We start from the raw sequence: 13,764 nt of genomic DNA on the forward strand, positions 1-13,764 counted from the left end.
AAACGCCCACTGAAGGAAGTTTCACTTTATATAGAGTTCTTTAGGAAAATACAATAATATTTTATGAAAGACACACGGCATTTTATATTGAAAATCGCCATGTGTCTTTTTGTTTTTTTGGGAAATAAAGGTACTTTTGAGGGCGACGATTCAAGAACGATTTGTATACCATGAGCTTCTATTATTTGCTAGGGGAAAATTCATACCAATAACTGGTATGGATTTTTTTATGGATGTTAAAGATGTTGAAGAGAATTAGAGGGGAATATTGGAATGTACTTCTGAGGTGATATTTTGGAACAAAAAGGAAAGAAAGTAAGTAACCATATTGACGAAAATATTACATTTTTAAAAGAAGCTCTTGGAGTCGAAAAAAGCTTTGATGTCATTCAGCTTGATGTTGTCTATGCAGAGCGGAAAATGGCTTTTTATCTAGTCGATGGCTTTGTTAAGGATGATATTCTCCATTACATAATGAGATTACTCGCTAGATTAGACAAAGAAAAGTTAGATGGTGACATACTCTCAAAGCTTGTAAAGACGTATATACCATATGTAGAAGTAGAAACGACAGATGAATTAGAAAAGGTAGTAGACGCCGTTTTGGCCGGACCGACAGCGCTCGTCGTTGATGGTGTCGATAAAGTCATATTAATCGATGCACGTACCTATCCGGTAAGGGGGCCACAAGAGCCAGATATTGAAAGAGTTGTGCGTGGATCACGTGATGGCTTTGTTGAAACCCTTGTTTTTAATACAGCATTAATACGAAGAAGAGTTAGAGATAGGACATTACGAATGGAATATTTGCAAGTGGGAAGGCGTTCAAAGACGGATATTGTCGTCAGTTATATTGAAGATATTGCGGATCCAGAGCTGGTTACAAAAATAAAAGATTCGCTTACAAAGATAGAAATAGATGGACTGCCAATGGCTGAAAAAACGGTTGAAGAATTTATTTCCGGACGACACTGGAATCCTTATCCCCTAGTTAGATATACAGAAAGACCAGATGTCGCTGCTACACATTTATTCGAAGGACATGTATGTATTATCGTTGACGGCTCACCAAGTGTCATTATTACGCCAACAACCTTCTGGCATCATTTACAGCATGCAGAAGAATACCGAAACAAGCCAATAGTAGGTGCTTATTTGCGTTTTGTTCGTTTTCTTGCCGTTTGGGCGTCCGTATTTATGCTGCCGCTTTGGTATTTATTTGCGATTCAGCCGGAATTATTGCCTAAGAGCTTATCTTTTATCGGACCAAATTCCTCAACGAAAGTGCCATTAATTGTTCAATTCCTAGTCATTGAAATCGGATTAGATATGCTCAGAATGGCTGCAATACACACCCCTTCTGCGTTAGCGACAGCGCTTGGTCTTGTTGCTGCTTTAATGATTGGACAAGTAGGAGTTGAAGTTGGTTTATTTGTTAATGAAGTTATTTTATATTTTGCAATTGCTGCAATTGGTACTTTTGCAACACCAAGCTATGAAATGAGTCTTGCTAACCGAATTATTAGAATTGCTTTATTGATTGTCACGAGTATGTTCCATTCATATGGATTTATCATTGGAAGCTGCTTGTTAATCATCCTATTAACAAGAATGAACTCCTTTGGGGTTCCATATTTTTGGCCATTTATTCCGTTTAATAACCGTGCCTTTAGAGATGTTCTGTTAAGGTCGCCGATTCCTTTGAAACACAAGCGTCCTCGAGTATTGCATACAAAGGATCCAGATCGGTAAAAAAGTGATTTCACCCACTCCATATAAATAATAGAAAATAATTATGCTCAAAAAACAGAGAATACTGCGAACATTTTCGGAAGAACAATTACAAGGACATATGGCCTTTTAGGAGCGCTGTGTGTCTTTTTTTCTGTTTGTGCAAAGGTTTCATCTTATCTGATCAATGTCATTTTGGGTTATTCCGAATAGTATATTGATGAGGTGTGCTTACTTTGGGAAACACAAGTATACAAAGAGATATTCAAGTGATTGCTTCTCTTCAGCGTGATTTAAATCTTGTTACTGCATTTTTATTATTATCAGGTCAAATTACGATCGTAGGAGTGTTTGTGATTCCTGGTGGATTTAGTGTTTCTTTAAGTGGACCAATCTTTGGAGGCAGTAGGTTAGAGGGGAAATGTGGCAATAGAGTGTTAAATGCCTTTATAGATATCATTGATGTGATTATCGCCATTTTATTAATTATCGACGAAATTAGATTAGTTAGTGTTGTAGTTGGGCCAGGAAGGTTTTCCGTTGACGTTAGTGGTCCGATCTTTGGAGAAGAAGTAAATGAGCCGACACTTCCATTATTAAGACAAAATTATAATTTTTTTCACCAGATTGTTTCTAATCATTTTAATATTGACCCGACTTTATTTAGAAAATTAGAAAAGGAATGATAAACATGGCTTTAAATGATCTACCTACGATTAGATTATCTGAAAACGGTGTTTTTCTTTTAGCTCTAGGCCTCCTTACCTTCATTTTCTTTTTTACTCAGCCAAAGACAGGGACCGAAGAGCAATAATAAGAAAACATCAGGGAGAATAACAACTGGTAATCTATCTTAAGCAAGAGGCGATTTTTCAACAGGAAGATCGCTTTTTTCTATTAAATTTAATAAAGGTTTTTTAGTGTGTCTTCAGAATTAATGAAATAGAGATGAATGTTAAAAGGGAGGAAAGAAAAATGAAACAAAACATTTATCGCAGATTAACGGGCAGTAAGACCCCCACTTCAAGGATTCGCGTATGCAAACAAGAGTAAGTGGGGGATCAACTGCCCGTAAATGCCCGATTGGTTCAACTAACCATCAGTGGGGGATGAAGAAAAATCCCCACTGATGGAAGTTTCACTTTATGATCATCCAATTTTCTTTAAAGAATATACGTCATTACGTGAAAGTGGAATAACCTATAATGATTTTGTTGAGCAGCCTGCCATTAAATCTGCCATTTCTGAACTGAAGGATAAGTCTGTCTTAGATTTAGGATGTGGGACAGGCCACTTTTCCAAGTATTGTATAGAAAAAGGCGCTTCCAAAGTCATAGGTTTAGACATTTCTAAAAATATGATAGAAGAAGCTAAAAAGAATAACGAGCACGAAAAAATAGAGTATATTTGTGCACCAATAGAAGATATGGACTTCCCAAAAGGAAAATTTGATGTCATTATAAGTTCTTTAGCTATTCATTACATAGAGGATTACTCAAATCTTATTAAGAATATTAGTGCATTTTTAAAACATAATGGTGAATTTGTATTTTCAATAGAGCATCCTATCGTAACAGCTAGAAATGAAATGAATAATTGGGTGAAGGATAAAGAAGGAGTTAAAATACATTGGGCTTTAGATAATTATCAAGAAGAAGGAAGAAGAGAGGAGCATTGGTATATTGATGGTGTTGTGAAGTACCATAGAACCATTTCAACCTTAATAAATACTCTAATAGACAATGGGCTTGTGCTCGAGAGAATTATAGAGCCACAGTCAACTCCAACTGGGTTAGAAAAAATGCCAAAATTAATAAATGAAAAACGGAGACCATCTTTCATGATCATAAAATCGAGAAAAAATAATGTTTGAGGTGAATTGTTGTGCTATTTAGTCTCATGGGGCTAACTTTCGTCATACATTTAATAGATACACTGGCTTACTCTGTCCGGCTTAATACCGTAAAAAGCGGGAAGTACGCCCTGTCTATGTCGTTATTTAATATTTTTGTTTTAGTATCAAGGACAGCCAATATGTTTCAAGCACCATTAATAGGTACATTAATAGGAATAAGCATTTCGAAGGGAATCGATCCTTTGCAAGATATTCGCCTAGTCATTTTTTCAGCGACAGCAGGTACGCTAGCAGGAATCATATTCATTCCTACCTTCCTTAAATTATTCGGAAAGGCTGTTGATAAGCTTGAAATAAAAGGATCCGTTCCTGCCATCGTGGTAGAGGCGTTAAGTATCTCTAATCTTAAACGTATAGTAAAAAGTACAACTAAGCCTAAGAAAAAAATGTATTCTAGATTAAGATATAGGGAGATTCCGAAGAGATTTCTGCTTCTTAATACAATGATAACAGCTATTTATACGATAGGTGTGATTTCTGCCTCCTACGCAGCTTTTTTTGTAGAAGAAAAGTATCATTTGGCCGTAGCAGGCTCATCCGGAATGATTAATGGTGTTGCGACCATCTTATTAACTTTAATTAGTCGATCCTAAATCCGCCATTATTACTGATCAAGCAATAAGAAATAAACGGCCTTATGGAGATGTTAAGGCTCTTGTCATCCTATTAATAGGAACGAAACTACTAGGAACTCTCATTGGGCAATTTTTAATTTATCCAGCAGCAAAAGTAATAGCGAGCATTTATAGCTAATATGAATCTGTAAAATGAATTTCCTGTCCTTTATGATAAAATTGAAGATAATGTATGAGGTGTTAATATGTAGTTAGCATTAATCATTTTACTAGTATTTGTGTTTGATTTTGCAAAAATAAGAAGCCAAAATGAAACAATGATTGAGCAGAATGAAAAAATCATTTCCTTGCTGGAGGAGATTAAGAATAAACAATCATAGGGTTTTCACAAACTGAAATGACGGAATGATGAGAACAAAAAAGGGGCAATGTTCATGAATCCGATGGAACTAATGGCAATTGGATTTCCGGCAGTTATTGTAATAATCGTTATGATTAGTTTTTATAAGGTTTTTGTGAAGAAAAGAAGTGTAACGCCTTTCTACACCCCATTTGATCAGATCACTGGACAAACTGGAGTCGAATTTCATGAGGAACAGGAAATTCTTGCTGAAGATGAGGATCGGGGTGATGATAAGGATAAAAAGACAAAACCGGGTAATGAAAATAAAAACTAAGCAATTCCATTAGATTAGGGCTTTATTGTAACCAGTAAAATAATGGATTCGTAAATCAGTTTCTTAAGTGAAATAATGGAAATGGGAGGCGTTATTATGGCTTACTTTTTCACAGGAGTTTTAGTGTTTACTATTGGATTTGCTGTATTTAAAGCGATAAGAAAGAGAAAACTGCCTAGTAACGAATATACTCCATTTGACGATATCACTTCGGGTAAATCTGAAAAGGATTAACAGGGGGTACAAATTGATAAACATACAAAATAAATCAGACTCTGTTATCATTGTCGTTCATGAAATTTATGGGATTAACAAGCACATGGAACATGTTTGTCAACGGTTGTCGGAAAAACATTTTGATGTTATTTGTCCAAATTTATTGGAGCAAGAAGCGCCTTATGATTATTCTCAAGAGGAAGCCGCTTATCGTCATTTTATGGGGAATATAGGCTTTATGAATGCTTCTGAAAAAATTAAAAATGTAATACAAGATAGTAAAGATAAGTATAAAAAAGTATATCTTCTCGGATTTAGTATTGGGGCAACGATTGCGTGGTTATGCAGTGAAGAAGAATGTCTCGATGGAATGGTTGGATACTATGGTTCTCGAATTAGGAATTATACAGATATTGATCCAAAATGTCCTACGATGCTATTTTTTCCTGAAACAGAGCCATCATTTAATGTGGACGATTTAATATCATGCTTAGACGAAAAAAAGGTAGAGGTACATAAATTTAACGGACAACATGGATTTAGTGACCCATATTCTCCAAAATATAATGTTAAATCAGCACAAGAAGCATTAGGCTTAATGGTTGATTTTTATCGCAGATTAACGGGCAGTAAGACCCCCACTTCAAGGATTCACGTATGCAAAGGAGAGTAAGTGAGGGATCAACTGCCCGTAAAGGCCCGATTGGTTCAACTAACAATCAGTGGGGGATGAAGGCCGACTAAGAACGCCACGTCCTGTGGCAACGTCGGCACTAGCACGTCCTGTACGTCGAAAAACCCCACTGATGGAAGTTTCACTTTATCTGAAATTGAAAAACGAACGAATCTAATAAGGTAAATTCAATAAGCATTTGATTAAGAAAACCCATTTAAATAAAGAATGGGTTTATTTTAGTTTTAATAATAGATTAATAAAATAATGTTCTAAAAATATTGAATTTTAAATTCGATAATTATAGAATTTGTATAAGAGATGAAACAATAATAAACGAGGTGCTTAATTTGGATGTTTTAAATTTTACAAGCAGGAAAAGAGAAACCTACCAAGTTCAGTTAAAATACTCCTTACTGTGGGAATGTGCATTGGGAATTGCAGCCATTACAAATACTACACTTATAAATACATTGGAGAAACCAGTGAAGTATTGGAGAGATATAAGGAAATCTTTATCAAATGAATTATTGGAGAATTTGGACTTTGTTGAAAAAAATAATACTTGGAAAGCTTTACTACAATTGTTACATGCAAAAGATTTTTCTCATTTAAAAGAGCTTACTTCCTACATAGAGGAACTGCCTCTTACTGATTTAAAGTATATTAGTTTACCTTTTATAGGCTTAAAATATCAAACAGTAAGACAAAATGCTGCATTAGGTGAGGAATCAGCTATTAATGAATTGAAAGATTTAACTAATAATAACCCATTTTTTCCTAGCTATATAGAATTCATGTGTAAAGTGGATGGTAATCTCCTGAAAGAACATCTTATTAGCGTTATGACAGGATGGTATGGCGAGGTTATAGAGAAAGAATCCGAGCTATTGAATAGAATCTTACAAGCAGATTATGAAGCGAAAAAAGAAATGAGAGGAAAAATGAATCCTGAAGAACTTGTTGAATGGTCAACGGGAGGGATTACTTATATGCCTGAGCCTACTGTAAATCATGTCCTACTAATCCCTCAATATATTTATCGCCCATGGAATATAGAAGCAGATATTGAGGGCACAAAAGTTTTTTATTATCCCATAGCAAATGAAAGTATTTCCCCAAATGATCGATATACGCCAAACAACTTTTTGGTGCTTAAACATAAGGCATTAGGAGATGAGGTTCGACTGCGGATTGTTAAACTGCTGTACGAAGCGGATCTTACTTTGCAAAATATAACGGATCAATTAAACATAGGTAAATCTACTGTCCATCATCATCTGAAGATTCTTAGAGCAGCTAAATTAGTTGAAATTATTGGATCAAAGTATTCACTTAAAAAGAAAGCTGTTGAATTTTTATCTGAAGAACTAAACATTTTCTTAAATAAATAATGAGTATTAAGGATGGGATGGACCGTGAGCAACAATATTTTAAAGAATCGTTCATTTGTTTTTGTTTGGATAGGTAACGCTATTTCTGAATTAGGCGGTGCTTTCGGTACTTTTTGCAACTCGATTCTTATCTATCAACTTACAGGTTCTACTATGGCATTGGGAAGTATGTGGCTGTTATATTTTATACCCTCTCTTATCCTTCAATTGTTTATTGGTCCGTTTATTGATAAATGGAGTCGAAAATGGATAATGATTTTTTCTCAATGGACAAGAGGGGTAATTTTCTTTATACCACTTGTTACACTCATAACTGGGAACCTTGAAGCGTGGCATATTTATACAGTTCAAATTATAGTAGGCTTAATCACTCCAATATATACACCTGCAAATCAAGCGATTACCCCTACCATTGTGTCAAAAGACCAACTTAGTACAGCTAATGCTTATATAGATGGAACTGTAAGATTAATGACTTTCTGTGCACCAATATTAGGAGGACTCATTGTTGAGTACATCGGTGTAAAACCGACACTCATTTCTGTTAGCGCCTTACTTATCACAAGTGGAATCCTATTGCATTTTATCCATGAGGTGAAAATTTCCCAAAGTGTGCGGAAATCATGGCTGGAACATTTTATTGAAGGTATCTCCTACTTTTTTAAGCAGCCAGTAATCGTTTGGTTAGGAGTTTTTTTAGTTTTTGTCCAGTTTGGAGTAGGGGTAACGATGGTTATTAATCTTCCTTATATAACGAAGGAATTATCAGGAAGCTATGCCGAATACGGATATTTTATGGCTGCTTTCCCTCTAGGTTATGTGATTGGTTCAATACTAGTTGGAAAAATTACATATAAGAGTCGCAGGGTTTTAATGTTAGGAGCTTTGGTTATTGGGGGTTTAACATTTATCTCTCTTGGAATAAATAACAGTATCATTTTTGCGATTTTTACGGAGGTTATTGCTGGAATAGCTATGGCGTTTTTTGGAGTTCATAACATAACGATTTGTCAACAATCTGTGCCAGATCATTTAATGGGTAAAGTATCTTCTGTTCGACTTTTTATCATTAGAGGTGCAATGCCATTAGGTGTATTGGCAGGGAGTTTTTTAGGTGAACTTTGGGGGATACGCCCAATGTACTTACTAATAGGTTCCATTATTTGTACAGTATCATTATTAGGAATAATTCTTCCTTACTTTAAATTTATTGATAATACGAGTATCAAGAATATTGCCTCCTGATTTTGAAATATCCTTGAATGTTACTAACACAGCAACCTGGGCAGGATTTTCTGATAAATATCGAGAATTTTCTAAAATAGGTATAATCTTTTAGTTATTGGTTGTTTTAAAGATCAGTGTTGAAAATGCTATTTTGTTGTTGATTGGAGCGAAAGGTGCGAGATCCTCGAAAATGCATTCGCATTTCCTTCGTGCGGTGTTTATTCAGGGAAGATTATTCAACGTCCTGCGGGAGAAGCGAGTCAAAGGGAGACCCCGCAGGAGCCATAGCGACGAGGAGGCTTCCGGACCGCCCGCGATCGCTAAGTGCCTGCAGCGGAAATCAACAGGGAAGTTTAACATTGCCTAGTTTAAAAGGGAGGTATTGTGGTGGAAGTAAATATTCGTCCTGTACAGATAAATGATGCCAGTGCAATTCATCGTATCTGCACACAGGAAGCCGTTCTGCAATATATGGTTTTTCTTCCTAGTATGAGAGTGGATGCTGTCGAAAATAGGTTGCGAAACCTGGGAGATAATCAATTTGAGTTTGTTGCGGAGCTTAATGGCAATGTTGTTGGCTTTGTAGGTCTAACTCAAGGACGAGGTAGATTTTCGCATTCGGGGGAATTATTTATTGGCGTAGACAGTGAATATCATAAAAAAGGAATTGGGAAAGCATTACTTACAAAGGCTCTTGATCTTGCAGACAATTGGCTAATGCTTGAAAGAGTGGGACTTGGGGTTCTTGTAACAAATCCTGTTGCACAGGCCTTATATGAAAAATTTGGTTTTACAGTAGAAGGAAAAAAGAAAGGCAGTATAAAAGCTCACGGCAGATTTATAGATGAAATAAAAATGAGCCGGTTCCGCCCTAACGGTCTTCTAGCGAACACATGACTATTATAAGAAAGTAACGCCTTCTATAGAGGGTGTTTAAAATTGCAGCGATTATGATCGCTGTTTTTTTATTAGTAAAAATGTAGGGGAGGGGAAGGATATAGAAGCTAGGTTTGAAGAGAAAAGGGATGATAATGATTAGATGAAAAGAATTATAATAGTTCTTGCTTTAATTATATTAAGTATTCAACCTCTTTCATTTGTTTCGGCAGAATCCAACATAGGATTGAGAGCAGCATTTATTAGGAGCAATGATCTATGGATTAAAAATGGTCGGAAGGAAATGAAAATTACCAATGACGTAAAGGCAAAATTTCCAAAGTGGTCTTTTGACGGCAATTGGATTGCCTATATTCGAGATTCAAAATATCAAGAAGGGGACTTGTGGCTGTATCATGTAAAATCAAATAGACATTTTAAAGTTTATTCAAATGTGAGGGCGAATTTTCAGTGGGCTCCAAATCAAAATACTCTTGGATTTCAATCCGATCAATCTCTAAGAATAATAGATGTTACATCATTAAAGCAATCTCTTAAGATTGCTTCTGGAATTATAAATTTTTCATGGTTTCCTGATGGATCAGGCTTATTAACCTCTTCTAAAGCTGGTGAAAGTGTTTTTTCAGATATAGTGTTATCCAAAATATTAATTAACCACAATAAGAAACAGTATCAATCTCAACATTTTTACACAATCGCTGTTGGAAAGAATGAATATTTTTATGGAACAAGCCAGTTTAAATGGTCCAATGACCGCAGGTGGATTGCATTTCAGCTAGTTCCGACAGCCTCTTTATCGGCTGATAGTAATACATTGAGTGTTCTTTCTAATGATGGGCAGAGTTTTTATAAAATAGATGAGATGTTAGATTATGATGAATGGTTTCAGTGGGCACCAAGTAAAAACTTCTTAGGGTATATTCAAGGATTCAGCCGAATGGCTATAACAAATAAGAAATTAAAAGTTGCAAATGTAGATAAAAGTAGTTTTTCCGAATATACACCTAAAGGATTTGTTGATCGTGATTTGACATGGCGGACTGATGATTCAATCTTCGTTTCGCGTTCTATTGATAGTGAATGGGTAGATGTTAAACAAAGACCACTGCCTTCTCTATATAAGGTTGATTTGAAAACAAAGACTGCACAGAAAATAACTTCACCTTCAATAAAGGAAGGAGACTTTCGCCCACAATCTATAAATAATGAGAATAAATTAATCTGGATAAGAACAGATAGAGAAAAAGCGAAAGTTTGGATTGCCGATTCAGATGGATTAAACCAGAAAATCTGGATTGAAAATATGAATCCTGGAACTTGGTATTATGAACACTGGAATTGGGACGAGGTTTTTAGCTTATATCAACCATATAAAAAGAAATTTTTGAAATAGTATTTGAAATCTAAGTTGAAATATGATACATTAAATGGAAATTTGAGGTGGCAAACATGAAGTCTTTTAAAAATATTTTAACCCTGTCACAATTACATCATCATATCAGATAGCCGTGCTATTCGATTTTTAAAAATCGTAAATAGGATGGCTATTTATCATGAAACCGCATTGATTAAGTTTATAAACTTAAATCGAGTGCGGTTTTTTATTTTTATTTTTTATGGAGGCGAAGAAGGATGAAAAAAATGGATTATCAAAATGTAAAAGGAACACAGGATTATTTACCAGAAGCGGAGGTTGTTCGAAGAAATATTAGAAGAACATTAGAAGACGTATTTATCCAATACGGATGTAAGCCCTTGGAAACACCGATTCTTAATTATACAGAGCTGCTTGCGTCTAAGTATGGTGGTGGTGCAGAGATATTAGAGGAAATGTATACCTTGACAGACAGGGGAGAAAGAGATTTAGCATTGCGATACGATCTCACGATTCCATTCGCAAAAGTAGTTGCCATGAATCCAACGATTAAGATGCCGTTTAAAAGGTATGAGATCGGTAAAGTATTCAGGGATGGTCCAATCAAAACGGGAAGGTTTCGTGAATTTACACAATGTGATGTGGATATCGTAGGAATTGAGTCTCAAATTGCTGAGGCAGAATTAATGATGATGGCATTAGATGCATTCGCCAAACTTGATTTGAACGTCACGATTCAATATAACAATCGAAAATTATTGACTGGAATGCTTGAAGTGCTTGGAACACCAGCGGAGAAAATCAATCAAGTCGTTTTAATCCTTGATAAACTCGAAAAAGTAGGATTGGAAGCTGTTACTTCAGAGCTTACTGAGCAGGGGCTTCCATCTGCAACGGTCAAATTAATTAATCAGTTCTTAACCGATAAAAATAATACAAACTATCGTTATTTTGAGCCGTTTTCTGACCAAAACGATCAAGTTAAGCAAGGATTAAGTGAACTCAAAGAGTTAGAAGCATACTTGGAAGCCTTAAGTATTAATAATCAGTGTGTATTTAATCCCTTTTTAGCACGAGGGCTGGAAATATACACCGGCACGATCTATGAAATTTTTCTTTCTAATAAAACGATTAAGTCCAGCATTGGCAGTGGTGGAAGATATGATAATGCAATCGGTGGATTGATCGGAACAAACGAGAACTTTTCAACAGTGGGAATATCATTTGGATTAGATGTGATCTATACTGCATTAAATAAATCAAAGGAAAAAAACGCAAATCGTCCAGATGTGGATTATTATGTCATTCCTTTAAATACCCCAAAAGAGTCACTATTAGTCGCAAAATACTTAAGAGGTCAAGGATACAAGGTTGAGTTTGAAATGGGGAACAAAAAGATAGGAAAGGCTTTAGATAAAGCAAACAAGGAAAATATTCGCAGCGTCATTATCATTGGAGAGGTGGAAGTGAAAAATAATCAATATAAAGTTAAAGATATGCTGTCTGGTGAAGAAAAAATGGAATATTTCTTTTTTAATAAAGGGTGATGATTTACTTAACAAATGGTGCTTTGCTTCTAATGGAGTAAAGCTTTTTTATTCAAGTAATATTTCTAGTTAATTTAAACAAGGGATATGGAGATTATGGTAAAATAATGGTAATTATGAAGTGGAAATATAAATAAGGAAGATGTTTGTTAATTCCCATTCTTTTTTTAGAGGCTGGATTGCTAAACAATTTAGTTGAGTTCTAATGAGTTAGTAAGGGGGATAACTCTTCAATGGAAATAAAAAAGATTTCTTACTTTAATATGTTCTTAGGAGCAATTGGAACAGTTTTTAATATTATTGGGAGCAATGAAATATTTTAAAATGGCTGATTGGCAAGGGAATAGTCTTACTTTTATCGGCTTGCTACTGACCATTAGCTACATCGAATATTTGGAAAAAAAAGCAGGTGTAAGTAAAAAAGTAATATGGATTAGAGTGTTGTTTTCGACAGTACTCTTTTTAATAATTTCTTCTTTTCTATATCTATAATTCTAGTTGATTTTCTTTTGTTGTTTTTAATTAATTTATTCATGATGTAGGAGAACAGAATATGCTAAAAATATTAAGAATAATATTTTCATTAAGTACTGTCGCTTTATCAGCTTTTAGTCTAATAACTCAAAATTATAACCTCACACCGTATGTTATGTTTTTATTAGGTGTTACTATGTTGATGACAGGAATAATAGAGCTTCAAAAAGACAAAAAAGGCTTTCCTGGCTATTTATGTATTATCGTTTCTTTATTTATTTTTTTTGTATCTATACAGGGATTTTTAGTAAAGTAACGAATACCTCGAATAAATAAAGTAAATGCACAGAGTTCTTTCTTTATTAATCCCTACTAGCAAGGAAAAGGGATTAAGTAATAGTAATATAGCGTAAAAAGGTGGTATAGTTTTGAACTTGCTAGATAGATTGATAGAACAAGCTAAGAATCCAAATGGAGCCTTAGGTTCGTTCATGTTGAGGATAATGAATACTGCTCATTCTCCAATGAATAAATGGGCTTTGGAGCAGATAAAAATTAGGAATGAAGCGGTCATGTTGGACATAGGCTGTGGAGGGGGAAAAGCTATACAATTATTGTCCAAAAGGAACCCAAACGGGAAAATATACGGTATAGATTATTCGGATCAGGCAGTAAAAGATTCCATAAAAGCGAATAAACTAGATGTAGAAAAAGGCAAAGTAGACATTCGTCAAGCAAGTGTGACGGATATCCCATTTCCAGAAGATGTCTTTGATATTATAACTGCCTTTCAAACACATTACTTTTGGACGGATTTAGAAAAAGGTGTAAAAGAAACTTTTAGAGTATTGAAATCAGAAGGATGCTTCTTGATTATTGCCGAAATCTACAAAATCAATTATCATATGAAATCTTATAAAACAAGGGAAGAAATGGAGCAATTGTTTAAAAAAGCGGGGTTTAACACTGTGAAATTTTATGAAAATAAAAGGTGGATTTGTATAAAAGGAATTAAATGATTATATAACAATGGCCGAACGATCAGATCTATTATTACAATACT

15 protein-coding genes are annotated in these 13,764 nt (G+C 34.9%); all 15 read left to right on the forward strand.

What is annotated here, in order from left to right:
* Nucleotides 1-294: 294 nt before the first annotated feature.
* The 15 genes from FSZ17_RS02635 (at nt 295) to FSZ17_RS02705 (ending at nt 13,720) form a co-directional block, all read left to right on the forward strand.
* On the forward strand, nt 295-1,752 hold the full coding sequence (locus FSZ17_RS02635) for a spore germination protein (RefSeq protein WP_057775602.1): 1,458 nt from the start codon (nt 295-297) through the stop codon (nt 1,750-1,752).
* Between the two features lie 215 nt (nt 1,753-1,967).
* Entirely contained in the window at nt 1,968-2,417 is a 450-nt protein-coding gene (locus FSZ17_RS02640; protein WP_057775604.1) for a hypothetical protein, read from the forward strand.
* Nucleotides 2,418-2,860: 443 nt separating this feature from the next.
* The gene (locus FSZ17_RS02645; protein ID WP_057775606.1) at nt 2,861-3,604 is read left to right on the forward strand and encodes a class I SAM-dependent methyltransferase; all 744 of its coding nucleotides are present in this window, start codon (nt 2,861-2,863) and stop codon (nt 3,602-3,604) included.
* Between the two features lie 26 nt (nt 3,605-3,630).
* Nucleotides 3,631-4,239: a lipid II flippase family protein gene (locus tag FSZ17_RS02650; protein ID WP_267128904.1), complete on the forward strand. Its 609-nt coding sequence runs from the start codon at nt 3,631-3,633 to the stop codon at nt 4,237-4,239.
* 25 nt (nt 4,240-4,264) lie between these two features.
* Nucleotides 4,265-4,399 carry a lipid II flippase family protein gene (locus tag FSZ17_RS23860; protein ID WP_267128905.1) on the forward strand — a complete coding sequence of 45 codons (135 nt, stop codon included), beginning with the start codon at nt 4,265-4,267 and terminating at the stop codon, nt 4,397-4,399.
* A 256-nt stretch (nt 4,400-4,655) separates the two neighbouring features.
* Nucleotides 4,656-4,898 (forward strand): DUF3951 domain-containing protein, encoded by a 243-nt coding sequence (locus FSZ17_RS02655; RefSeq protein WP_057775607.1) that lies wholly within the window; start codon nt 4,656-4,658, stop codon nt 4,896-4,898.
* 96 nt (nt 4,899-4,994) lie between these two features.
* Nucleotides 4,995-5,132 carry a DUF3951 domain-containing protein gene (locus tag FSZ17_RS02660; protein WP_185150658.1) on the forward strand — a complete coding sequence of 46 codons (138 nt, stop codon included), beginning with the start codon at nt 4,995-4,997 and terminating at the stop codon, nt 5,130-5,132.
* Nucleotides 5,133-5,145: 13 nt separating this feature from the next.
* The gene (locus tag FSZ17_RS02665; RefSeq protein WP_057775609.1) at nt 5,146-5,787 is read left to right on the forward strand and encodes a dienelactone hydrolase family protein; all 642 of its coding nucleotides are present in this window, start codon (nt 5,146-5,148) and stop codon (nt 5,785-5,787) included.
* Between the two features lie 350 nt (nt 5,788-6,137).
* The gene (locus FSZ17_RS02670) at nt 6,138-7,181 is read left to right on the forward strand and encodes an ArsR/SmtB family transcription factor (protein ID WP_057775611.1); all 1,044 of its coding nucleotides are present in this window, start codon (nt 6,138-6,140) and stop codon (nt 7,179-7,181) included.
* Nucleotides 7,182-7,193: 12 nt separating this feature from the next.
* Entirely contained in the window at nt 7,194-8,426 is a 1,233-nt protein-coding gene (locus FSZ17_RS02675; RefSeq protein WP_057775613.1) for an MFS transporter, read from the forward strand.
* A gap of 369 nt (nt 8,427-8,795) precedes the next feature.
* Nucleotides 8,796-9,305 carry a GNAT family N-acetyltransferase gene (locus tag FSZ17_RS02685; RefSeq protein ID WP_057775615.1) on the forward strand — a complete coding sequence of 170 codons (510 nt, stop codon included), beginning with the start codon at nt 8,796-8,798 and terminating at the stop codon, nt 9,303-9,305.
* A gap of 142 nt (nt 9,306-9,447) precedes the next feature.
* Nucleotides 9,448-10,698, forward strand: coding sequence for a PD40 domain-containing protein (locus FSZ17_RS02690; protein WP_057775617.1), 1,251 nt, complete (start codon nt 9,448-9,450; stop codon nt 10,696-10,698).
* 239 nt (nt 10,699-10,937) lie between these two features.
* Nucleotides 10,938-12,227 (forward strand): histidine--tRNA ligase, encoded by a 1,290-nt coding sequence (locus FSZ17_RS02695; protein ID WP_057775619.1) that lies wholly within the window; start codon nt 10,938-10,940, stop codon nt 12,225-12,227.
* 553 nt (nt 12,228-12,780) lie between these two features.
* A complete protein-coding gene (locus tag FSZ17_RS02700; RefSeq protein WP_057775623.1) occupies nt 12,781-13,017 on the forward strand; it encodes a DUF3953 domain-containing protein in 237 nt (78 codons plus the stop codon).
* 112 nt (nt 13,018-13,129) lie between these two features.
* On the forward strand, nt 13,130-13,720 hold the full coding sequence (locus FSZ17_RS02705) for a class I SAM-dependent methyltransferase (protein WP_057775625.1): 591 nt from the start codon (nt 13,130-13,132) through the stop codon (nt 13,718-13,720).
* Nucleotides 13,721-13,764: the final 44 nt, after the last annotated feature.

The organism is Cytobacillus dafuensis, assembly GCF_007995155.1.
GTDB classification, from domain to species: domain Bacteria; phylum Bacillota; class Bacilli; order Bacillales; family Cytobacillaceae; genus Cytobacillus; species Cytobacillus dafuensis.

What these genes read in the sequence shown, in the direction of transcription:
- FSZ17_RS02645 (WP_057775606.1), top strand. Translation starts at nt 2,861, where the DNA reads ATGGAAGTTTCACTTTATGATCATCCAATTTTCTTTAAAGAATATACG.
- FSZ17_RS02650 (WP_267128904.1), top strand. Translation starts at nt 3,631, where the DNA reads ATGGGGCTAACTTTCGTCATACATTTAATAGATACACTGGCTTACTCT.
- FSZ17_RS02655 (WP_057775607.1), top strand. Translation starts at nt 4,656, where the DNA reads ATGAATCCGATGGAACTAATGGCAATTGGATTTCCGGCAGTTATTGTA.
- FSZ17_RS02660 (WP_185150658.1), top strand. Translation starts at nt 4,995, where the DNA reads ATGGCTTACTTTTTCACAGGAGTTTTAGTGTTTACTATTGGATTTGCT.
- FSZ17_RS02675 (WP_057775613.1), top strand. Translation starts at nt 7,194, where the DNA reads ATGGGATGGACCGTGAGCAACAATATTTTAAAGAATCGTTCATTTGTT.
- FSZ17_RS02690 (WP_057775617.1), top strand. Translation starts at nt 9,448, where the DNA reads ATGAAAAGAATTATAATAGTTCTTGCTTTAATTATATTAAGTATTCAA.
- FSZ17_RS02695 (WP_057775619.1), top strand. Translation starts at nt 10,938, where the DNA reads ATGAAAAAAATGGATTATCAAAATGTAAAAGGAACACAGGATTATTTA.
- FSZ17_RS02700 (WP_057775623.1), top strand. Translation starts at nt 12,781, where the DNA reads ATGCTAAAAATATTAAGAATAATATTTTCATTAAGTACTGTCGCTTTA.